This is a genomic window from Curtobacterium sp. PsM8, assembly GCF_030433875.1.
Lineage (GTDB): Bacteria > Actinomycetota > Actinomycetes > Actinomycetales > Microbacteriaceae > Curtobacterium.
The window spans coordinates 16627-39079 of sequence record NZ_JARUXD010000024.1; the positions used below are offsets into that span (position 1 = coordinate 16627).

Annotated in this window: 18 protein-coding genes, 1 tRNA gene and 1 pseudogene; 14 read left to right on the top strand and 6 right to left on the bottom strand. The window is 72.1% G+C overall.

Features of this window, described 5'->3' with window-relative positions:
- Nucleotides 1-548: 548 nt before the first annotated feature.
- From QCD68_RS07675 to QCD68_RS07720, 10 genes are all read left to right on the top strand, one after another.
- Complete coding sequence (locus tag QCD68_RS07675; RefSeq protein WP_301222598.1) at nt 549-1916, top strand: CpaF family protein; 1368 nt, start codon at nt 549-551, stop codon at nt 1914-1916.
- The gene (locus QCD68_RS07680; RefSeq protein WP_301222599.1) at nt 1913-2788 is read left to right on the top strand and encodes a type II secretion system F family protein; all 876 of its coding nucleotides are present in this window, start codon (nt 1913-1915) and stop codon (nt 2786-2788) included. The genes QCD68_RS07675 and QCD68_RS07680 overlap by 4 nt, the downstream gene beginning before the upstream one ends.
- Nucleotides 2789-2934: 146 nt before the next feature.
- Entirely contained in the window at nt 2935-3129 is a 195-nt protein-coding gene (locus QCD68_RS07685) for a DUF4244 domain-containing protein (RefSeq protein WP_290156796.1), read from the top strand.
- Nucleotides 3126-3494 carry a TadE/TadG family type IV pilus assembly protein gene (locus QCD68_RS07690; protein ID WP_301222600.1) on the top strand — a complete coding sequence of 123 codons (369 nt, stop codon included), beginning with the start codon at nt 3126-3128 and terminating at the stop codon, nt 3492-3494. The genes QCD68_RS07685 and QCD68_RS07690 overlap by 4 nt, the downstream gene beginning before the upstream one ends.
- Complete coding sequence (locus QCD68_RS07695; protein WP_301222601.1) at nt 3478-3816, top strand: Rv3654c family TadE-like protein; 339 nt, start codon at nt 3478-3480, stop codon at nt 3814-3816. Before QCD68_RS07690 ends, QCD68_RS07695 begins: the two co-directional genes overlap by 17 nt.
- 187 nt (nt 3817-4003) lie before the next feature.
- The gene (topA, locus tag QCD68_RS07700) at nt 4004-6805 is read left to right on the top strand and encodes a type I DNA topoisomerase (RefSeq protein ID WP_301222602.1); all 2802 of its coding nucleotides are present in this window, start codon (nt 4004-4006) and stop codon (nt 6803-6805) included.
- Entirely contained in the window at nt 6802-7449 is a 648-nt protein-coding gene (gene tmk / locus QCD68_RS07705) for a dTMP kinase (RefSeq protein ID WP_301222603.1), read from the top strand. Before topA ends, tmk begins: the two co-directional genes overlap by 4 nt.
- Nucleotides 7450-7525: 76 nt before the next feature.
- Nucleotides 7526-8668 (top strand): DNA polymerase III subunit delta', encoded by a 1143-nt coding sequence (locus QCD68_RS07710; protein WP_253463675.1) that lies wholly within the window; start codon nt 7526-7528, stop codon nt 8666-8668.
- Between the two features lie 96 nt (nt 8669-8764).
- Nucleotides 8765-9421 carry a TetR/AcrR family transcriptional regulator gene (locus tag QCD68_RS07715; RefSeq protein WP_111074300.1) on the top strand — a complete coding sequence of 219 codons (657 nt, stop codon included), beginning with the start codon at nt 8765-8767 and terminating at the stop codon, nt 9419-9421.
- Between the two features lie 46 nt (nt 9422-9467).
- Nucleotides 9468-9540, top strand: a tRNA-Thr gene (locus tag QCD68_RS07720).
- Between the two features lie 171 nt (nt 9541-9711).
- Here the strand turns inward: QCD68_RS07720 and QCD68_RS07725 are convergent.
- Complete coding sequence (locus QCD68_RS07725; RefSeq protein ID WP_301222604.1) at nt 9712-11379, bottom strand: glycoside hydrolase family 13 protein; 1668 nt, start codon at nt 11377-11379, stop codon at nt 9712-9714.
- A gap of 263 nt (nt 11380-11642) precedes the next feature.
- On the opposite strand from QCD68_RS07725, the gene QCD68_RS07730 reads away from it, so the two are divergent.
- From QCD68_RS07730 to QCD68_RS07745, 4 genes are all read left to right on the top strand, one after another.
- Nucleotides 11643-12629 carry a Gfo/Idh/MocA family protein gene (locus QCD68_RS07730; RefSeq protein ID WP_301222605.1) on the top strand — a complete coding sequence of 329 codons (987 nt, stop codon included), beginning with the start codon at nt 11643-11645 and terminating at the stop codon, nt 12627-12629.
- Nucleotides 12630-12714: 85 nt separating this feature from the next.
- Nucleotides 12715-14223: a D-alanyl-D-alanine carboxypeptidase/D-alanyl-D-alanine endopeptidase gene (dacB, locus tag QCD68_RS07735; protein ID WP_301222606.1), complete on the top strand. Its 1509-nt coding sequence runs from the start codon at nt 12715-12717 to the stop codon at nt 14221-14223.
- 23 nt (nt 14224-14246) lie between these two features.
- A complete protein-coding gene (locus tag QCD68_RS07740; RefSeq protein WP_301222607.1) occupies nt 14247-14885 on the top strand; it encodes an isochorismatase family protein in 639 nt (212 codons plus the stop codon).
- A gap of 110 nt (nt 14886-14995) precedes the next feature.
- A complete protein-coding gene (locus QCD68_RS07745; protein WP_301222612.1) occupies nt 14996-16417 on the top strand; it encodes an NAD-dependent succinate-semialdehyde dehydrogenase in 1422 nt (473 codons plus the stop codon).
- A gap of 86 nt (nt 16418-16503) precedes the next feature.
- Here the strand turns inward: QCD68_RS07745 and QCD68_RS07750 are convergent, their stop codons facing one another.
- The 5 genes and pseudogenes from QCD68_RS07750 to QCD68_RS07770 all read right to left on the bottom strand — a co-directional run bounded on the left by QCD68_RS07750 (nt 16504) and on the right by QCD68_RS07770 (nt 22451).
- The gene (locus tag QCD68_RS07750; protein WP_301222608.1) at nt 16504-18342 is read right to left on the bottom strand and encodes an ABC transporter ATP-binding protein; all 1839 of its coding nucleotides are present in this window, start codon (nt 18340-18342) and stop codon (nt 16504-16506) included.
- Between the two features lie 107 nt (nt 18343-18449).
- Nucleotides 18450-19853: an MFS transporter gene (locus QCD68_RS07755; protein ID WP_301222613.1), complete on the bottom strand. Its 1404-nt coding sequence runs from the start codon at nt 19851-19853 to the stop codon at nt 18450-18452.
- Between the two features lie 251 nt (nt 19854-20104).
- Nucleotides 20105-20725: pseudogene (gene ribA, locus QCD68_RS07760) on the bottom strand (GTP cyclohydrolase II); the annotation flags it as partial.
- Nucleotides 20726-20754: 29 nt separating this feature from the next.
- Nucleotides 20755-21795 (bottom strand): bifunctional diaminohydroxyphosphoribosylaminopyrimidine deaminase/5-amino-6-(5-phosphoribosylamino)uracil reductase RibD, encoded by a 1041-nt coding sequence (gene ribD / locus QCD68_RS07765; protein WP_111074416.1) that lies wholly within the window; start codon nt 21793-21795, stop codon nt 20755-20757.
- Between the two features lie 68 nt (nt 21796-21863).
- A complete protein-coding gene (locus QCD68_RS07770) occupies nt 21864-22451 on the bottom strand; it encodes a GNAT family N-acetyltransferase (protein WP_221849692.1) in 588 nt (195 codons plus the stop codon).
- Nucleotides 22452-22453 lie beyond the last annotated feature (2 nt).

The following is a 22453-nucleotide window of genomic DNA, read 5'->3' on the forward strand; positions in this document are numbered from 1 at the left end:
GCTCACCGCGGATGCTCGGGTCCGGTCCCGCACGGCCAGATGGTCGATCCACGCACTCGATCGCGTTCTCCGGTCAGAGGTGTCGTCGGATCCGGTTCCTGGGGTACAGTTGTTCCTGCCGGGCTCGTTCCCGGTGGCGCCGGCCAAGATTCCCCCCAATCCGCCGGTGTCCTGGCGGCACCCGTTCCCCCCAACAGGTGCCGCCTCTTCTTTTTCCCGCGGCGCCCGCATCTCCCGGGCCCTCCGTGAGGCCCGCTCAGACCTGCTCGATCCGCGCAGGTACGCGGAACGGTGGACAGAGCGGTCCACCGGCAGGATGACGCATCGTGCTCCTGCAACCACACGGACTGGACCGACCGTTCTTCGAGTGTCCCCCTCATTGCGGACCGGCGAGAGCCCCGGAATCCTCGGGATCCGGGGCTCGACGGCGGGGTACGGCCGATGAGTTCGGGGTACAAGTCCCGCACCCTGGCCACCGGTGGTTGCATTCTCCACCGGTCCGTCCTGGAGGCACTGGACGCGCCCGCCCCGTCCGTACCGTCATCGACATGCACCGGCATCGCGCACCGTTCCTCCCCGGCACCCCACGTCCGGAGCACCGTCGTCAGGCCGCCGCGCTCGTCGACTTCGAGGAACTCGCACCCCTCGTCGCCGACGACCGCGTCACCGACGTGCTGGTGCTCGGGGGACGCGGGGTCTGGACCGACCGTGGCGGCGCACTCACCGCGGTCAGCGGCCTCGTCCTCTCGGAACGGCGGACCCGTGACCTCGCTCGAGCCCTCGTGGCCCGCGGTGGTCGCCACGTCGACGAGACCACACCGTGCGCGGACGTCCGTCACGGCGACGGCATCCGGGTCCACGTGGTCCTGGCGCCGGTGAGCGTCCTCGGCACCACCATCTCGATCCGACTGCCACAGAACGCGCTCCCGACGATCGACCGGCTCGCCGACGGCGGCTTCTTCCAGCACGTGCCGCGCGCCGTCGTCGACCGGGCTGTGCAGGAGCGACGGAACGTCCTCATCACCGGGGCGACCGGCAGCGGCAAGACGACCCTGCTCGCGGCGATGCTCGGGTCGGTCCCGACGGACGAGCGGATCGTCACGGTCGAGGACGTCGCCGAACTCCGGATCGACCACCCGCACGTCGTCGCCCTCGAAGCGCGGCAGGCCAACGCAGAGGGCGCGGGTGCGCTCGGGACGGAACGGCTGCTCCGCGAAGCGCTGCGGATGCGGCCCGACCGCATCGTCGTGGGGGAGTGTCGGGGCGCCGAGATCCGCGAGCTCACCTCGGCGCTGAACACCGGGCACGACGGGGGGGCGGGGACGGTCCACGCGAACGGGGTCGGCGACGTCGCGGCGCGGCTCGAGGCGCTCGGGGCGCTCGCCGGGCTGGGTCCGGAGTCCTTGGCACGGCAGGCGGCGAGTGCGTTCGACCTCGTCCTGCACGTGGAGCGCCGGAACGGGGTCCGGCGGCTCGCGGAGGTCGGGCGGTTCGGCGTGGACCGGCAGGGGCGGCTCGAGGTGGTGCCGGTGCCGGTGTCGGAGTCCGGGGCTGGGTTCAGGCCCGGGCGGGGGCCTGCGGCGGTGTCGGTCGGAGCGAGCACGGGGTTCGAGGGGCGCGGGCGGTCCGGTTCGCCCGCCGGGGTGTCCGGCGGGGAGCGGGCGCGCCGCGCCAGGGTTGTTCCGGCACGACCCGAAGGCGACCGCGATGACGGTCTCTGCCCTGTGCCCGCCAGCGGGAACGGCAGCGGGGTCGATCGTGGCGTCATCGGCGGTGCCGGCGGTCCCGGCGGTGGCGCCGGCGGTGGTGCCGGTCCCGCTGGAGCGCACGTCGACGCCGACACCGGTCACGGCGGTGCGGCGCGCCAGCGACCTCGCGCCGCCGGCGGGGCCCATCGACGGACCCGCGGAGCGTGACGCCGCCGGATGATGCGCTCGCCCTGGCGCGCGCGGTGGATCGCGTCGCGGTGTTGGTGGCGGCCGGGGTGCCGCCGCCCCGGGCGCTGACGCTGGTGGCCGAACTCGGAGCCGGCGCCGGAGCCGGCACCGGACCACGCCGGTCGTCGTCCGTCGGGAGGCCGCCCAGCACCGGTGGGTCCGAGGTCGACGGCGTGCTCGCCGTGGCTGCCCGGACCGGATCGCCCGTCGTCCCCGCACTCCGCGCGCTCGCCGGAGCCCTGCGTGACCGGGCCGCGGCGGAGCGAGCGGTGCGCACGGCCCTCGCCGGTCCGCGGGCCAGTGCCCGGGTGGTACTGACACTGCCGGCCTTCGGTGTGCTGCTGGGCTCGGCATGGGGCGTCGACACGGTCGGTGTGCTCACCAGGACGCCACTCGGATGGTCCTGCGTCGTCGTCGCAGCACTGCTCGTGGCCGTGGCCGTGCGCTGGAGCCGGCACCTGCTCGCCGCGGCCGCCGACACCGGGGGAGCGCCCGGCCTGCTCCTCGAGGTCTGGGCCGTCGCGCTGTCCGGCGGCGGCGCCTGGTCCGACGCTGACCGGACGGTCGCGGCGGTCTACGGCGACCGCGACTGGCCCGAGGCGGACCGGCGGCGACTCGCCGAGACCCTCGCCCTGGCAGACCACGCCGGCGTCCCGGCAGCCGGGCTCCTCCGCGCCGCTGCCGTCGACCGACGCGCTGACGCCGCTGCCGAGGGTCTGGTGCGGGCCGAACGACTCGGGGTGCGGTTGGTGCTGCCGCTCGGGGTCTGCGTGCTGCCGGCGTTCGTGTGCGTCGGGGTGGTGCCCGTCGTGCTCGGGATCCTCTCCTCCACATCTCCCGGACTCCGCTGACCTCTGCACGGACCGGATCGTGGCTCTCCTGCCCGAGGTCGTCCTCGCCGAAGGTGGATCCACGGCACGGAACGACGGACCACCTCGTTGCCGGGTCCGCCCAGAGCGCCGGAGCGGCCGGCGCCACAGTAGAGAGGAACGAAGAGATGCGGGAACACCATCGGGTGCACTGGACGGCGCTGCGGAGCCGGATCGCCGAGGACCGGGGATCCGCCACGGCGGAGTACGCGGTCGTCATCCTCGCCGCGGTCGCCTTCGCCGGGGTGCTCGTCGCAGTGATGCGCTCCGGAGAGGTCCAGGCGATCCTGACCGACCTGGTCCGAACGGCACTGACTCCATGAGAGCGGTACAGCGCGTCAGGTGCGGCCCCGGGCACGACCGCGGCTCGGTCACGGTCGAGTTCGCCCTCGCACTGCCCGTCGTCGCGGTCGTCCTGACAGTCGGGATCGCCGGGGTGCTCGCCGTTGACGGGCAGGGGCGGCTGCAGACCGCCGCTGCCGTCGCTGCCCGGGCCACCGCTCGCGGGGACGACCCGGCTGCTCGGCATGCACTCGACCAGGCGGACGCCGAGTCCGTCCGGGTCGAGCACGCTGCCGGTCTCGTCTGCGTCCACGCCGGACGTCCCGCCGGGACGGGGCCCTTCTCGGGCATCGTCCTGCAGGGGGACAGCTGCGCGGCGGACGAAGCCGATGCGGCCGGTCGGTGAGCAAGGTTCCGCGACGGTCGTGCTCATCGCGGTCCTGGCGACGACCAGCATCGTGACGGCCTCGTTGCTCGGTGCCGCCGGCCACCGGGTCGCGGCCGCGCGTGCCCGAGGCGCAGCCGACGCGGCGGCGCTCGCCGCGGCGGCCGCGACCGTCGGCCTCGTGACGGACCCACCCTGCGTCGCCGCTGAACGACTCGCTCGGGTCAACGCAGCCGTGCTCGTCGGCTGCGGTGTCGACGGCGCGCGCGCCCGGGTCGAGGTCTCCGTCGGCACCGGTCCGCTGTCCGCCCACGCGGTCGCCGTCGCCGGTCCGCGGCCGTGATCGGCGACGCGCCGACGGCAGTCCGAGCGGTCCGGTCATGTGTGGCGGACCGGCTCCGGCTCCACCGGCCATCCCCACCGGAGTGTGTATGGTGTGCCTGTCGGCCCGCCGGTCACCGAATTCCCGGTCGACCCGGACGCTTCCACGACGTCCGTCGGCCGATCAGCACCATCGATCAAGGAGACACGTGCCAGGCACGAAGAAGCTCGTGATCGTCGAGAGCCCCGCGAAGGCGAAGACGATCGCGCAATACCTCGGCGACGGATACGAGGTCCAGGCCTCCGTCGGACACATCCGTGACCTCGTCGAGCCCAAGAACCTCCCGGCCGAGCTCAAGAAGGGCTCCCTCGGCAAGTTCTCGGTCGACGTCGACAACGGCTTCGAGCCGTACTACGTCGTCTCCGATGCGAAGAAGAAGACCGTCGCCGACCTCAAGCGCGCCCTGAAGGACGCCGACGAGCTCTACCTCGCAACAGATGAAGACCGCGAAGGCGAGGCCATCGCGTGGCACCTGCTCCAGGTGCTGAAGCCCAAGGTGCCCGTGAAGCGCATGGTGTTCCACGAGATCACCAAGGAAGCGATCCAGCGCGCCCAGGAAGCCACGCGTGAACTCGACACCGCGCTGGTCGACGCCCAGGAGACCCGCCGCATCCTCGACCGTCTCTACGGGTACGAGGTCTCGCCGGTGCTCTGGCGCAAGGTCGGGCCCGGGCTCTCCGCCGGTCGTGTGCAGTCCGCTGCGACGCGTCTCGTCGTCGACCGGGAGCGCGAGCGCCTCGCGTTCGTCTCCGCCAACTACTGGGACCTGACGGCCCGCTTCGAGAAGCCCGAGCAGGGCGGCTTCACGGCTCGCCTTGCCCGGATCCACGGCAAGCGCGTCGCCTCTGGTCGTGACTTCGACGACCAGGGCCAGCACACGTCCGACGTCGTCCGTCTCGACGAGGGGTCCGCCAGCTCGCTGTCCGCGGTCCTCGACCGGGCCGGCGACGCCGTCGTCCGCAGCGTCGAGTCGAAGCCGTACACGCGGCGACCGGCCGCTCCGTTCACCACGTCGACGCTGCAGCAGGAAGCGGCGCGCAAGCTCCGCTTCTCGGCTCGCCAGACGATGAGCGTCGCGCAGTCGCTGTACGAGAACGGCCACATCACCTACATGCGTACCGACTCCGCGTCGCTGTCGCAGCAAGCGATCTCCGCGGCTCGGAAGCAGGCGACCACGCTCTACGGAGCGGACTCGATCCCGGCCAAGCCCCGTTCCTACGCCGGCAAGAGCAAGAACGCGCAGGAGGCCCACGAGGCCATCCGTCCCGCCGGTGACACGTTCAAGACGCCGTCGCAGATGGAGGGTGTCCTCCGGGGCAACGACCTCCGTCTCTACGACCTCATCTGGAAGCGCACCGTCGCGTCGCAGATGGCCGACGCGAAGGGTTCCACCGCGTCGGTCGTGCTCGGCATCGCGTCGACCGAACCGGTCGAGGGTCTCGCGAGCACTGCGAACGGCACCGACGTCGAGTTCACCGCCTCCGGCACCGTCATCACGTTCCGTGGCTTCCTCAACGCCTACGAAGAGGGCCGGGACGAAGAACGCGCCTCGAACGACTCCGCCGACGACGCGAAGCTGCCGCAGATGGCCGAGGGCGACCACCTGGGCGTCTCGGACGTCGCTGCCAAGGGACACGACACCTCCGCTCCGCCGCGCTACACCGAGGCCAGCCTGGTGAAGACGCTCGAAGAGCTCGGCATCGGACGCCCGTCGACCTACGCTGCGATCCTCTCCACGATCATGGACCGTGGGTACGTGACGCAGCGCGGTACCGCCCTGGTGCCGAACTGGATCGCGTTCAGCGTCGTCCGCCTGCTCGAGGACTACTTCGGCGACCTGGTGCAGTACGACTTCACCGCCGAGATGGAGAACGACCTCGACCGGATCGCCAACGGCGAGGAAGACCGCGTCGACTGGCTCAAGGAGTTCTACTTCGGTGGCGGTGACCAGCGCGGTCTCCGCACGGTCATCGACAACCTCGGCGAGATCGACGCCCGCGAGATCAACTCGGTCGAACTCGCGCCGGGTCTGACCCTCCGCATCGGTCGGTACGGCCCCTACATCGAGACCCCGAGCGACGACCCGGAGAAGCCGCGCCGCGTCAACGTGCCCGAGGACATCGCGCCGGACGAACTCACCCTCGACAAGGCCCGCGAACTGGTCGAGGCCCCGGTCGTCAGCGACCGCGTGGTCGGCATCAACCCGGAGACGGGGAAGGAGGTCCTCGCGAAGGACGGCCGCTTCGGTCCGTACGTGACCGAGCGCACCCCCGAGCCCGAGCCGACCGTCGATCCGGCCACGGGAGAAGTCCTGGCGGCCGAACCCGAGCCGGCAGCAGCGGCAGCCGACACGAAGACCACCACCAAGACGGCCGCGAGCAAGACCGCGGCTGCGAAGAAGGCGCCCGCCAAGAAGACGACGGCCAAGAAGGCCGCCGCGCCGAAGGAGCGCACCGCGTCCCTCTTCAAGTCGATGGACCCGGGTTCGGTCGACCTCGAGACCGCGCTGAAGCTCCTGGACCTCCCGCGCACCGTCGGGAAGGACCCGGAGTCCGGCGACGAGATCACCGCGCAGAACGGGCGGTACGGGCCGTACCTCAAGAAGGGCACGGACACCCGGACCCTCCCGAGCGAGGACGCCATCTTCGACGTGGACCTGCCCGGCGCCCTCGAACTGTTCGCGCAGCCGAAGTACGGCGCCAAGCGTGCCGCCAGCGCTGCGCTCAAGGAGTTCGACGCGGACCCGGTGTCCGGCAAGCCGATCAAGGTGAAGGACGGCCGCTTCGGCCCGTACGTCACCGACGGTGAGACGAACGCCACGATCCCGCGCGGTGAAGAGGTCGAGACGGTCGACTTCGAGCGAGCCGTCCAGCTGCTCGCCGACAAGCGCGCCAAGGGCCCGGTCAAGAAGAAGGCCCCGGCCCGTCGCGCCCCCGCGAAGAAGAAGTGACGACGGACGGCGCCGACCGCGGCTGGTTCATCACCCTCGAGGGCGGTGACGGCGCAGGCAAGACCACGCAGGCCGAGCGTCTCGAGCAGTGGCTCGGGGCGCACGGTCGGCGGGTGGTCCGGACCCGGGAACCCGGTGGCACGGACCTCGGGCAGCGCATCCGCGAAATAGTCCTGCACGACCGCGGCCACGTGACACCCCGTGCCGAGGCTCTGCTCTACGCCGCCGACCGCGCACACCACGTCGAGACGGTCGTCCGTCCGGCCGTGGCCCGCGGTGACGTCGTCCTGCAGGACCGGTACATCGACTCGTCGGTGGCGTACCAGGGCGTGGCGCGTGATCTCGGCGCCGACCAGATCCGTTCGGTGTCGGACTGGGCGGCCGACGGCATGACGCCGGACCTCACGGTGCTGCTCGACCTCGACGTCAGCATCGGGCGCGAACGTGTCGCTGCCGCTCGCGGTGACGTGTTCGATCGCCTCGAGTCCGAGGCGGCGGCATTCCACGAGACCGTCCGGCAGGCGTTCCTCGACATGGCCCGTGCCGAGCCGCACCGGTTCCTGGTCGTCGACGCCGCCGAGTCCGCCGACCTGGTGCAGGAGCGCATCCGAACGGCCGTCGCCGCCCTGATCGGCGCTGCGTGATGCCACACGACGCAGCGACGCGGCCGTCCGCCGGCCGACGGTCCGCCCCGTCGGTGGATCCTGCGAGGATCGTCCCGTGAGTGTGTGGGAGGGCCTGACCGGGCAGGAAGAGTCCGTCGCGGCGCTGCGGAGTGCCGCCGAGTCGACCGACGGCTCGGGGGGCATGACCCACTCGTGGTTGATCACCGGCCCGCCCGGCTCAGGCCGCTCCAACGTCGCCGCGGCCTTCGCCGCCGCCCTGGTCGGCAACGGCCCGGACGACGACCACACGCTCCGGCTGATCAGCGCCGGCACGCACCCCGACGTCGCCCGACTGACGACCCAGCGCGTCATCATCACGATCGACGAGATCCGGCAGCTGGTGACCTCGTCGCACTTCTCGCCCTCGGTGGGCCGGTACCGCGTGCTCATCGTCGAGGACGCCGACCGGATGACCGAACGGACCTCGAACCTGCTGCTCAAGGCGCTCGAGGAACCGCCGGAGCGCACCGTGTGGATCCTGTGCGCGCCGAGTGAGGCCGACCTGCTGCCGACGATCCGGTCGCGCGTGCGTTCGGTCCGACTGCGGGTGCCGGGCATCGAGTCGGTCGCCGACCTGATCGTGGCGCGGACCGGTGTGGACCGCGTCCTCGCGACCGATGCCGCCCGTCAGGCCCAGAGCCACATCGGCATGGCGCAGCGCCTGGCCACGAGCGAGGACGCCCGCGACCGTCGTCGACGGACACTGACCACGGTCCTCGCGATCCGCAGCGTGGGCGACGCCGTGAACGCCGCGGCCGCGTTGCTGGCCGTGGCGGACGAGGACGCGAAGGCGATCACCCTCGAACGGGACGCCGAGGAGCGCGATGCCGCCCTCCGGTCCCTCGGCGTGCAGCCGGGCGGCACCGTCCCCCCGGCCCTCCGCTCGCAGCTCCGCGTGCTCGAGGAGGACCAGAAGCGCCGGGCGACCCGCAGCCTCCGCGACGGCCTGGACCGCATCCTGGTCGACGTGTCCTCGCTCTACCGCGACCTGCTGTTGCTCGGACTCGGCGCGCCGACCGAGCCGGTGAACCTGGCGATCCGACACGAGCTCGAGCGGGCCCTGCCGTCGGTCCCGCCCGCGGCGGCGCTCGAGGTGCTCGATGCCATCGCGACGGCCCGGCAGCGGATCGGGGCGAACGTCGCCGCGCTCCTGGCCCTCGAGGCGCTGCTCGTCACGGTCGCCCGCGCCGTCCGCTGAGGACCGGCACATGAGCGGACGGGACCTCGACGCAGCCTGGGGATCCCGACAGGGTTCTCATGCTGAGCGCGATGGTCGACGTGGGAGGATCGCCCCATGACCGACGCTGCACCGGGCCTCCGCGAACGGAAGCGCCGCGCCACCCGCCTGGCGATCCAGCAGGCCGCGCTCAGCATCGCGATCGAGCACGGGCTCTCGGCGGTCACGGTCGACGAGGTCTCCCGTCGCGCGGACGTCTCGCCGCGCACGTTCTTCAACTACTTCCCGAGCAAGGAGCAGGCGATCCTCGGCGACGACCCGACCCTGCCCCAGGGCGAGGACGTCGAGACCTTCGTCGCCGGCGGCCCGTCGGGGGAGTTGCTCGCCGACCTCGGCGCCCTGCTCGTGCACTCGGCCCACGAACTCATCGACGAGCGTGGGCTGATCGGCGAGCGGCAGCAGGTCCTCCGCGCGAACCCGGAGCTCTTCAGCCAGCGGATGGCGTCGATGAAGGAGTTCCAGGCCGCTGTCCAGTCGGTCGTCGAGCGACGGCTGCGGCGCGAGGACGGCCTGCCGGACGAGAGCAGCGCGCCCGCGACGCCGGCAGACGACGAGGTCCGTCGCCGCGCCCGGCTGGCGTCGCTCGTGGGCATGGCCGCACTGCGGCACGCCTGGTGGGAGTGGTCCGAGGGGGATGCCGACGCGCACCTCGTCGACGAACTCGCGCGGTCCTTCGCCGATCTCGGCGCGCTCGTTTCGCGCTCCCTCGTCTGATCCTGTACAGTGATTTCTCGTGCCGCTCCGGATCTCCGAAGCGTCCGCCGCCTTAGCTCAGTCGGTAGAGCGATTCACTCGTAATGAATAGGTCGTCGGTTCGATTCCGACAGGCGGCTCCGAAACCCCCTCGTTCCTCCCGGAGCGAGGGGGTTCTCCGTTCCCGGAGCGGCTCAGTGCACAGCAGTGCAGCCCGGAGCAGTGCAGCCCGGAGCAGTGCAGCCCGCACCAGTGCAGCGCGCAACCCGCACGCACGTCGACGATCACCCGGCCCCACCCCGGGAGGCCCGTCACCGGCACTCGTGCACGCGCGCCTCCCACGGACGCAGCCGCCCGGCGACCGCCGGCTCACCGAGGTTCCCCAGCACCAACGCCCCCACGAGCCTCCCGACCGACTCCGGCAGCTCCAGGTCCGACGCCGACAGGTTCGCGACCACGACGAGCGGTGCCTCGTCCGCGTCGGGGAGCGCCCGCGTGAACGCCCACAGCGCCGGGTGCTCGGGCTCGAGCAGCGCGAAGGTCCCGAGCCGCACCGTGCGGGAGCGGTGCCGCAGGTCGATGAGTCGTCGGTGGTGTTCGTACACCGAGCGGTCCCCGGCGGCTCGGTCACCCGCGACGGTGACCTGCGGCCAGCCCTGCCCCATGCCGATCCACGGTTCGGCGGTGGAGAACCCGCCGGCTGGCTCGCTGTCGTCCCAGGGGATGGGCGTGCGGGCGTTGTCGCGGCTGCGGAAGGCGAGGGCCTCGATCGCCTCGGGCTCGGGCATCCCGCCGCCGACGGCTCCGCGGAACCAGTTCAGCGACTCGATGTCCCGGTACTCGTCGAGGCTGGTGAAGCCGGCGTTCACCATGCCGATCTCGTCGCCCTGGTAGACGTACGGGGTGCCGCGGTGCAGGTGCAGCACGGTCGCGAGCAGCGTGGCCGACTCGTAGCGGAAGGCGAAGGGGTCGGACAGCCCGGCGCCGAACCGCGACACCGGCCGCGGCTGGTCGTGGTTCGACAGGTAGAGCGAGTTCCACCCGCGGTCCTCGAGCCCGGTCTGCCACCGTGCGAGCGAGCGCTTGAGCGCCGGCAGGTCGGTGTCCTGCCGGGTGAACTTCGACGAGGGTGCGTGGTCGAGTCCGACGTGCTCGAACTGGAACACCATGTCGAGCTCGTGGCGTTCCGGGTCGGTGAAGAGCGCGGCGTCCTCGACGGTGACGCCGGGCATCTCGCCGACGGTGAGCAGGGCCTCCCGACCGGCGAAGACGCGTTCGTGCATCTCCTGCAGGTGGTCGTGGATGCGGGGTTGCATGACGTACGCGTCGCTGTCGCCGGAGAGGGCGTCGTCGTCCTTCGCGATGTGGTTGATGACGTCCATCCGGAACCCGTCGACGCCGCGGTCCAGCCAGCGGTTCATCATGTCGTACACGGCGGCGCGGAGGTCCGGGTTCTCCCAGTTCAGATCCGGCTGCTGGGGCGTGAACATGTGCAGGTAGTACTGACCGGTGCCGGGGTCCCACGACCAGGCCGGGCCACCGAACGCGGCACGCCAGTTGTTCGGCTCGTGGCCGTCCACCGGGTCGCGCCAGATGTACCAGTCGTGCTTCGGGCAGGTGCGGGACTGCCGGGCGGCGCGGAACCAGGGGTGCTGGTCGCTGGAGTGGTTGACGACGAGGTCCATGACGAGCTTCATGCCACGCTGGTGCACCTCGACCAGCAGCGCGTCGAACTCGTCGATGGTGCCGAACAGCGGGTCGATGTCCTCGTAGTCGGCGATGTCGTAGCCGTTGTCGGCCTGGGGCGACCGGTACACCGGTGACAGCCAGACGACGTCCACGCCGAGCTCTGCGATGTGGTCCAGGCGGCGTCGCAGGCCGGCGAGGTCGCCGACCCCGTCGCCGTTCCCGTCGGCGAAGCTCCGCGGGTACACCTGGTAGACGACGGCTCCTGTCCACCACGGTTCCGGTCCGGTCACGGCGCCTCCTCGCGTCGGTGCGCGCCCCCGGCGCGCGTGCCCACCAGTGCGTCGGACTGGAGGCCCGCCCCGCGTTCCGGTGTCGGGCCTCCAGTCGTGCCGGCTGGTGACCCGTACGGTACGCTCCGCGTCCTGACGGCCGGTGCACGGAACGACCTGCGCACGGAGCGACCTGTGGAGGGAGCACCCTGTGGAGGACGCATCTGTCCACAGGTCGCCTATCTCGCCACGACCGGGTCGGGCGCTGCTGGTAGACACGACGCATGGCCATCCGATGGGGAGTACTCGGGACCGGCGGCATCGCCCGGTCCTTCGTCCGCGACTGCCGTGCCGCGGGGGTGGTGTTCACCGCGGTCGGTTCCCGGACCGACGAGTCCGCTCGGGCCTTCGCCGACGAACACGGCATCCCGCGTGCCCACGGTGACTACGCCGCCCTGGTGGCGGACGACCAGGTCGACGCGGTCTACGTGGCGACGCCGCACTCCCGACACGCCGAGGACGCCCTGCTCGCGATCGCCGCCGGCAAGCACGTCCTGGTCGAGAAGGCGTTCACGATCACCGCAGCAGAGGCCCGACGGGTGCGTGACGCCGCGCACGAGCGCGGTGTCCTCGTGATGGAGGCGATGTGGACCCGCTTCCTGCCGCAGACCGCGATGATGCGCCGGGTCCTCTCCGAGGGCCGGATCGGCACCCCCCGGCTGGTGCAGGCGACGCACCACCAGGCGCTGCCGACGGACCCGCGGCACCGACTCAACGACCCCTCGCTGGGTGGCGGCGCCCTGCTCGACCTCGGCGTGTACCCGGTGTCGTTCGCGGTCGACGTGCTGGGCGTGCCGACCGGTGTCGCAGCCTCCGGCACGCTGAGCGACCAGGGCGTCGACACGCAGATGGGCATCGTCCTGACGCATCCGGGCGGTGCCCAGTCGACGGTGCACTTCGCCCTCGACCTGCGCAGCCCGAACAGTGCGTCGATCATCGGTACCGAGGGGCGCATCGACCTCGACCCGACCTGGTGCACGCCCACCACCTGGCGCATCCGCGACGCCGACGGCGCGGTGGTGGAGGAGTTCGACGGGCGCGAGGAACTGGCCGGCTACCACCACGAGGCCCGCGGCTTCGAAGCGGCGATCACCGCCGGCGTACCGGCGGACAGCAGCACGCACCTCGACCACACCATCGCGATCCTGGCCGTGATGGACGAAGCCCGGCGGCAGGTCGGCGTCCGCTACCCGGCCGACGACGTCGACTGAGTGCCACGGTTGACCCCGTCTGACGACGGCCCGCTGTCGACCCTGGGCCTGGAGGCTCGGGCCCGCGTCTCGTAGGATCGCCTGGATGTCTCCGCAGTCACCCCAGCCGCCCGTCGGCGGCCCCGTCCACCGTTCCGTGGCTGCCCTGCGCGCCTCCGTCCGCCGGAAGCCCGTGCCGTGGGCGGTCGGTGGACTCGTCGTGGTCCTCGCGGTCGCCTCTGGCGGGGTGGTCGCGGTGAACGCGGCGACTGCGGACCAGCCGAGCGCTGCGGGGTCGGCCAGCGCCTCCCGGACGCCGCTCGCCACCCGGACGCCGACGTCGTCCGCGACACCGACGCGGACCCCGACGGCCACGCCGACCGCGAAGCCGACAGCGACGCCGACACCGACTGCGTCGGCGCAGGCGACCGCTCGGACCTGCTCGGTCGCCGCTGCGGCCTCGGCCAGCGGTCTCGGCCGCTTCGAGGGCTACGTGATGAACGCGGCCACCGGGGAAGAGCTGTTCTCCCGTGACGGCGGGACGCCCGCGCAGACCGGCAGCGTGATGAAGACCCTGACGAGCGCCACCGCACTGGCGGTCCTCGGCGGCGGGCACACCATCCCGACGACCGTGACCGACGAGGGGAACGGCAGCATCGCCCTCGTCGGACACGGCGACGCGACCCTGACGGCGGGCCGCGGCTCCGTCTACCCCGGGGCCCCGAGCCTCGGGCAGCTCGCGCAGCAGGTGAAGGCGCGACTCGGCAACACGCCGGTGACGACCATCGTCGCCGACGGCACCTGGTGGAGTGCCGCCGACGCCTGGGACCCGACCTGGCCGATCAGCGAGCGGACCATCGGGTACCAGCCGAACGTGACCGCGTTAATGGTCGACGGCGACCGCGCGAACCCGGCAGCCGCGACCTCCCCGCGGTCCACGGACCCGATCGGCCGGGCGGGCGTGGCCTTCCGTGCGGCGCTCGCGGACGCCGGTGTCGTCGGGGCCGCCACCGCCCAGGTGACGCAGCGGGCGACGACCTCGCAGAACACCATCGCCCAGGTGCAGTCGCAGCCGGTGTCGACGCTGATCGGGCAGATGATCCCGAACTCGGACAACACCCTCGCCGAGATGCTCGCCCGCGTCTCGTCGAAGCAGGCCGGCGCCGGTGGGACCGCGGCCTCGCTGACCAGTGTCTACAGCAACGCCCTCCGCGGGTACGGCGTCGACCCGTCCGGCATCCGGATCGTCGACGGCTCCGGTGAGAGCGCGTCGAACGCCGTGTCGCCGTCGTTCGTCGCACACCTGATGGTGCCCGTGACCCGGGGCGACAAGGGCCTCGGCACCCTGGCGCAGGTCCTGCCGGTCGCCGGGGTGTCCGGCACGCTGTCGAGCCGCTTCACCGGGGCGAACGCGGTCGCCCGTGGCAAGGTGCACGCGAAGACCGGGTGGATCGACAGCGCGAACACCCTCGGCGGCTACATCGACGCCGCCGACGGCACGAAGCTGACCTTCGCCTTCTACGCCATCGGGTCGCCGCGGGCCGCCGCGCTGCCGGCACTGGACACCGTCACGGCCGCGGTCTACCGGTGCGGAGGCTCGCTCACCGGCTCCTGACCCGACGGGTGTTGGATGGACTCATGGCCAGGGCACTGCTCATCACCGACGTCCAGAACGACTTCACCGAGGGCGGCGCGCTCGCGGTCGACGGGGGAGCGGCACTCGCCGAGCGCATCACCGCCTTCCTCCGCCGGCACGCCGACGAGTACGACCTCGTGGTCGCCTCCCGCGACTGGCACGACGCCACCGGCGACAACGGTGGACACTTCGCCGTGACCGACAGCCCGGACGGCGCGGACGGCCCGGACTTCCGGACGACGTGGCCGGCGCACTGTGTCGCCGACACGTCGGGGGCCGAGTACCACCCGGCACTCGACCTGTCGTTCGTCGACGTCCACGTCCGCAAGGGCCAGGGCGAACCGGCGTACTCGGCGTTCGAGGGCACGACGGACGCAGGAGCCGACCTCGTCGACGTCTTCTTCGACCGTGACGTGCACGCCGTCGACATCGTGGGCATCGCCACCGACCACTGCGTCCGGGCGTCCGCGCTCGACGGGGTGCACGCGGGCCTCGACGTCTTCGTGTATGAGGACCTCGTGGTGGGCATCGACCCGGCCAGCAGTGAGGCTGCGCTCGAGGAGGTCCGCGACGAGGGCGGACACACCGGGCACAGCGACATGGACGAGGGGCGTCAGCGCCCGGGAGGAGCGGTCCTGTGACCGACCAGACCACCACCAGCAACACCGCCACGACGACGGACACCGCAGCCACCAGCACCACGGTCGCGGACGCGCACGTCAGCGTCCCGGACGTCCCCACCGGCCTCTTCATCGGCGGCTCCTGGCGCCCGGCCAGCGGCGGCGCGACCTTCGACGTGCGTGACCCGTCCACCGGCGCGGTGCTCGCGAGCGTCGCGGACGCCACCCCGGAGGACGGCCTCGCCGCCCTGGACGCCGCCGTCGCCGCGCAGGAGGACTGGGCCGCGACCGCACCGCGGCGTCGCTCCGACCTGCTCCGGCGGACCTTCGACCTCGTGCACGAGCACGCGGACGACATCGCCGCGATCATGACGCTCGAGATGGGCAAGCCGCTGGCGGAGTCCCGCGGCGAGGTCGTCTACGGCGCCGAGTTCCTCCGCTGGTTCTCGGAGGAGGCCGTACGCATCGGCGGCGACTACCGCACGAACCCCGAGGGCACCGGTCGCGGCATCGTCCTCAAGCGCCCGGTCGGTCCGGTGTACGCGATCACGCCGTGGAACTTCCCGCTCGCGATGGCGACCCGGAAGATCGCACCGGCCCTGGCCGCCGGGTGCACGGTCGTCCTGAAGCCCGCCGACCTCACCCCGCTGACGACGCTGTACCTGGTCGAGCTGTTCCGCCGTGCCGGGCTGCCGGACGGCGTGCTCAACGTGGTGCCGGCCTCCGACGCGAAGGCCCTGTCCGCACCGGTGATCGCGGACCGACGGCTCCGGAAGCTCACGTTCACCGGCTCGACCCCGGTCGGCTCGGCGCTGCTCAAGCAGGCGGCGGACAACGTGCTGAAGACGAGCATGGAGCTCGGCGGCAACGCCCCGCTGCTGGTGTTCGACGACGCCGACCTCGACCGGGCGGTGGACGCGGCCATGCAGGCGAAGTTCCGCAACGTCGGTGAGGCCTGCACGGCGGCGAACCGCTTCTTCGTGCAGGAGGGCATCGCGGACGCGTTCACGGCGGCACTCGCCGAGCGGATCGACGCGCTGCGGATCGGCCGGGGCACCGAGGAGGGTACGGACATCGGGCCGCTCATCGACTCCCGCGCGGTCGACAAGGCCGCGGGGCTCGTCGACGACGCCGTCGAGCGAGGCGCCCGACTGGTCTCCGGCGGGCAGCGGGTCGAGCGCGAGGGCACCTACTACGCGCCGACGCTGCTGGACGACGTGCAGCCCGGGTCCGACATCCTGACGACCGAGATCTTCGGCCCGGTGGTGTCGATCACGCGCTTCGCGACCGAGGAAGAGGGCATCCGCCTCGCGAACGACACCGAGTACGGCCTGGTCGCCTACGCGTTCACCGAGGACATGCGCCGGGGGCAGCGTCTGGCCGAGCGCCTGGAGACGGGGATGCTCGGGTGGAACACGGGCGTCGTGTCGAACGCGGCGTTCCCGTTCGGCGGCGTGAAGGCCTCCGGGCTCGGCCGTGAGGGTTCGCACGAGGGCCTCGAGGAGTACCTCGAGACGGTCTACGTCCTGACGCCCGACCCCTTCGCCGCCTGACACCACCGCGAAACGCAACGTGGGCGGTTCCTCGCAGCGGTACTCCGTCGCGTGGCGCCGCCCACGTTGCGTGTTGCGGGAGGGCCTCAGACGAGGAGCTGGTGCTTCGCCAGGTCCCGGTAGAGCGGGGTGCTCTGCACGAGCTCGGAGTGGGTGCCGACGCCGACGACCCGTCCGTGCTCGAGCACGACGATGACGTCCGAGTCCACCACGGTGGACAGCCGGTGGGCGATGACGAGCAGCGTGCGGTCCTCGGCGACCGCGTCGATGGCCAGGCGCATCTTCTGCTCGTTCACGCCGTCGAGCGAGGACGTCGACTCGTCGAGCAGGAGGATCGGGGGAGCGGCGAGCAGGGCCCGCGCGATGGCCAGGCGCTGCCGTTCACCGCCCGAGAGCATCACGCCGTCCTCGCCGACCTGCGCGTCGAGGCCCCGGGGGTCGCGGTGCAGCACGTCGCCCAGGTTCACGGCTTCGAGCACCCGGATGCACTCGGACTCCGACGCGTCCGGTGACCCGAGCAGCAGGTTCGCCCGGATCGTGCCGGCGAGCACCGGGGCGTCCTGCTCGACGTACCCGATCTGCGCCCGCAGCTCGCCGCGGTCGAGGCCCCGGACGTCCAGACCACCGAGTCGGATGACGCCCTCGGTCGGGTCGTAGAACCGTTCGATGAGCGCCAGCGTGGTCGACTTGCCGGCGCCGGACGGCCCGACCAGGGCGACCCGAGCGCCGCGGGGGACGCTGAACGACACGTCGTGCAGCACGGCCGGGTCGTCACCGGCCCCGCCAGCCGGAGCACCGGCACCAGCATCGGACGCCCGTGCGCCGTCCGCGCCCACGGCGTCCGGGGCTGCCGCGTACCGGAAGGTGACGTGCTCGAACGTGATGGCGTCGCCGGTCGCGATCGCCGCGGCCGGCCGGACGGCGGCGTCGTCCTGGTCCTCGGTCGGCAGGTGCAGGACCTCTTCGATGCGTCCGAGCGCGCCGAGTGCCTGCGCCACGGCGACGACCGCGCCGAGCGCCTGACCGAGCGGCATGATCATCATGAAGAGCAGCAGGATGAACGTGATGAGGGTCGCGATGGTGATCGTGCCCGCCGCGACCTGCGCACCGCCGATGCCGAGCACGGCGATGAACGCGACCTGCATGACGATGCTCGCGACCGGCACGACGAACGCCGACATCCGGGCGATGACGAGGCCGCGCTGGTACGCCTCGGTCGCGTGCTGGTCCACCTCGCTGACCTCACGCGCGGTGGCACCCGCGGCACGGATGGTGCGGACGGCGCCGATGCCGCGTTCGACGGCTGCGGTGAGGTCGCCGACCTTCTCCTGCGCGGCCTTCGAGGCGACCCGGATGCGCCGGCTGAGCCCGCCGACGACGACGACGGCGACGATCACGATGACGATCACCACGACGAGGAGCAGCGGGTCGATGACCGCCATCGCGATCACGGCACCGGTGAAGGTGAGCGCGCCGCCGATCGACTCGATGAGCCCCTGGGTCAGGACGGCCCGGAGGAGCGTCGTGTCACTGCCGACGCGGGACACCAGGTCACCGGTGCGGCGGACGTCGAACTCCGAGATGGGCAGGTTGAGGATCCGCGCGATGAGCTTGCGTCGGGTGGAGAGCACGACGCCCTCGCCGGCCCGCTGCAGCAGGAAGTGCTGCACGCCGTTGAGGACCCCGGCGACGAGCACCAGGACGACGAGGATCCACACGAGCGTCGACATGCCGGTGCCCTGCTGGACGGCGGTGACGACCTGGTTGACGAGCAGCGGCTGCGCCAGGGACGCCCCGGCCCCGAGGATGCTCAGCACGATGATGACGACCATCGCCGGCTTGTTCTCGAACAGGTAGGACAGCAGTCGGCCGAAGGTGGCGCGGGGGCCGTCGGTCTTCTTCGGGCGTGCGAACAAGTTGCTCATCGTGCATGGATTCTCTCACTGCAGGACCGACAGACGGACGGGAGGCTCCCCACTGGTCCGTGGGGGAGCCTCCCGTCCGTCGGGTGCGCGCGCCGGCGCGGTCGTCGCTACCGAGCCACCCGCTCCGGGAGCGGCTGGTCGTCGGCGGCGTCCTCGAGGTCGCTGCCACGGGTCTCGCGGACGAGGAACAGCGCGACCAGCGTCACGACCGCCGCGATGGTCAGGTACAGGCCGACGAGGAAGATGTTGCCGTCCGGCTGCCACAGCTTCAGGGCGATCGACGGTGCCAGCGAGGCGCCGAGGATCGACGCGACGTTGTACGCCAGGGCGGAGCCGGTGTACCGGACGTTGGTCGGGAACAGCTCCGGCAGCAGGGCACCCATCGGCCCGAAGGTGAGTCCCATCAGCGACAGGCCGACGATGAGGAACGTGACGACGGTGATCGGTCCGTGCGCCGCCGCGAACCAGAACTGGAACGTCAGGCCGAACAGCGCGATGCCGATCGTGGTCGGGATGAGGGTGCGCCGACGTCCGAACTTGTCGGCGAGCATGCCGGCGATGGGGGTGCAGATGCCGAAGAACACGACGCCGATCATGAGCAGCGACAGGAACTCGCCGCGGGAGTACCCGAGGCCGATCTGCGGGACGAGCTTCGAGGCAACGGTGCCGGTGGTGCCGTAGTTCAGCGTGAAGGTCGTCATGAAGTAGAAGAGCACGTAGGTGGCGACCATGCCGAAGGTACCGACGACGACCGCGCGCCACGAGGTGCGGAACACCCGTCCGAGCGGCACCTTCGCGACCGAACCGGAGTCCTGCACGCCGCGGAACACCGTGGACTCGACCAGACGGAAGCGCACGTAGAGCCCGATCAGGACGAACACCGACGAGACCAGGAACGGGATCCGCCAGCCCCACGCCTGGAAGTCGGCGTTCGGGGTGCCGTCGGCGCCGGCGGGCAGCGCCGCGTTGATGATGATGAACAGGCCGTTGGCGAGCAGGAAGCCGATCGGGGCGCCGAGCTGCGGCATCGAACCGAACACGCCGCGCTTGCCCTCGGGGGCGTTCTCGGTCGCGAGCAGTGCCGCGCCGGACCACTCGCCGCCGAGGCCGACGCCCTGGGCGAAGCGGAGGATGCCGAGCAGCACCGGCGCCAGGACCCCGACCGAGCCGAAGGTCGGCAGGCAGCCGATGAGGAACGTCGCGATGCCCATCACGAGCAGGGAGGCGACGAGGGTGGTCTTCCGGCCGATCCGGTCACCGAAGTGGCCGAACAGGATCGAACCGACCGGCCGGGCGAAGAACGCCAGCGCGAAGGTGACGAACGAGGACAGCTGCGATGCCGTCGGGTCCTCGTTCGGGAAGAACAGGGTGGGGAAGACGAGGACGGCGGCCGTCGCGTAGACGTAGAAGTCGTAGAACTCGATCGTGGTGCCGACGAGGCTCGCGACGACGACGCGCGAGCGCGGGTTCGTCTTCGGGGCGGACGTCGTGGTGGCCGGTGCGGCGGACATGCGTGTGAGGACCTTCGAGGTGCGCGCGCGTTCGGGGAGCGCTGCGGTGACCGGACGGCGGACTGACGACACGGTTCGCGCAGGGTGGCGCGGACACCGGGTCGGGTGCGTTAGGAGGTGGTGGTCCCGCTCGTGACGGGGTCATCAGTGTACGACGGATGTCGCTCACCTGCGAATCGACCCTGAGTGAGCCGTCAGTTCGCCGTGCCGGATCAGGCCGAGCCGGTCATGCCGGGTCAGGCCGAGCCGGGTCAGGCCGCGCCGGTGCCCAGGTGCGACGGCAGCGTGTGGCCCATCCGGTCGCGCTTGGTGTCGAGGTACCCCGAGTTCTGCGCGGAGATGCCGACGACGAGCGGCACGAGGGAGTCCACCGTGATGCCGTGCTCGACGAGCTGCCGACGCTTCTCGGGGTTGTTCGTGAGGAGCCGCACGCGGGTGATGCCGAGGTCGGCGAGGATGCCGGCGGCGCCGCCGTACTCGCGGGAGTCGGCGGGCAGGCCGAGCGCCAGGTTGGCGTCGAGCGTGTCCAGACCGTCCTCCTGCAGGCGGTACGCCTTGAGCTTGTTGATGAGGCCGATGCCGCGACCCTCGTGTCCCCGCAGGTAGACGACGACCCCGCCCTCCGCCGCGATGGTGTCGAGCGCGGCGTCGAGCTGCGGGCCGCACTCGCACTTCAGCGACCCGAAGGCCTCGCCGGTCAGACACTCCGAGTGCACGCGGACGAGTGCGCCGTCCGCGGGCGCCTGCCCGTCGGGGGTCTTCGCGATCACGGCGACGTGCTCGGCGCTCGTCACGAGGTCCCGGTAGGCGCGCATCTCGAAGAGACCGTGCGTGGTGGGGACGTTCGTGGAGACTTCGAACGAGACCGGGCTCCCGGGGGTGGCGGAGGTGAGTGCGTCGGTCATGTGGTGCTCCGGTCGGTGGGGGCCCCGTCGACCGCGCCGTCGGGCCGCTGCGGGACCGTGCGGGCGCGGACCAGCAGGTCGGGGCCGAGGCTGGACGTTGACATTACACGCAACATTCGCGCTGCGTGGATACTTCCCACCCCGATGTCGCCGAGTGCGACGCGGGGTCCGCCGAGGAGCACCGGGGCCAGGTAGACGAGCAGTTCGTCGGCCAGTCCGGCGGCGATGAACGCGGACGCGACGGTCGGTCCGCCCTCGACGAGGACACTGTGGACGCCCCGCTGACGGAGCGAGCGGAGGGCGGCGTCGAGGTCGTGGCCGGGGATGGTGACGACCCCACGGGGGTGGCGGTGCAGGGCCGCGTCGGCCGGCAACGGCCGGTCGCCGAGGACCACGGGCAGCGGCTGGTCGGCGAGGAACTCCCCGGCGTCGCCGCGGGCGGTCAGGCTCGGGTCGTCCGCGAGGGCGGTGCCGGTGCCGACGAGGACGGCGTCGTGCGCGGCGCGCTGCTCGTGGACGTGCTGCCGGGCTGCGGCGCCGGTGATCCACTGGCTGGTGCCGTCGGCCGCGGCGGCGCGGCCGTCCAGGCTGGCGGCCCACTTCACGGTGACCCAGGGGCGGCCGAGTCGGACCGAGAGCAGCCAGCGCTCGAGGAACGCCTCGGCCTGGTCGGCGAGCACGTCCGGCACGACGTCGACGCCGGCGGCTCGCAGTCGGTCAGCACCGCCGTGGGCGGCCGGGCCGGGGTCGTCGACGGCGTACACGACCCGGGCGACGCCGGCGTCGATGAGCGCGACGGAGCACGGACCGGTGCGGCCGACGTGGTCGCAGGGTTCGAGGGTCACCACGGCGGTCGCGCCACGGAGGTGCGCGGGGTCGACCTTCGCCATCGCGTCGACCTCGGCGTGCGGGGTGCCGGCACCGCGGTGCCAGCCCTCACCGAGCACCTGGCCGTCGGGGGAGAGCACGACGGCACCGACCCGGGCGTGGTCACCGACGACGGGGCCGCGGGCCGCGAGTTCGAGGGCACGGCGCATCGCCCGGACCTCGGCCTCGCTGGCGGGCGGACCGGACGGTTCCGGGGTGGTGTCGGGGGCGGTGTGGCTCACGGAGCGAGACTACCGGCGGGCCCCGACGTCGATCCGGGAGGCCAGGGCAGGTCCGACGCGGGCGTCCCGTCCGCGCGCCGCAGGCCCTTCCACGCGGGCGCGGGCGAGCCGTCGCGGTTCGGCACGAGGGCGTCCCCGCTGCCGGTGTACGCGAAGCCGGCACGACGGGCGACGGCGGCCGAGGCCGTGTTGCCGACGTAGCACTCCCAGTACACGTCCGGGGCACCCTGTGCGAAGGCCCAGCCCACCACGAGCTCCACGGCGTCGGACACCAGGCCCGCACCACGAGCGCTCGGGGCCAACCAGAACCCGAGGTCCCGGCGGGCGGTCCGGTAGCTGATCACGCCGTCGAGCCAGGTCGACCCCTGCCGCCGGATCGCCCAGGTGTACTCACGGTCGGACGCCCACCCGGGGCCGACGAGCGCGTCGACGAACGCCTGCGCGTCCTTCGCCCGGTAGGGCTGCGGGATCGTCGTCCAGCGGGCGATCTCCGGGTCCTGGCAGGCCTCGGTGATCGCGACCGTGTCCGCGCGCGTCGGCAGGTCGAGCCGGACCCGTGCCGACTCGAGCGTGACGGGGAGCACGG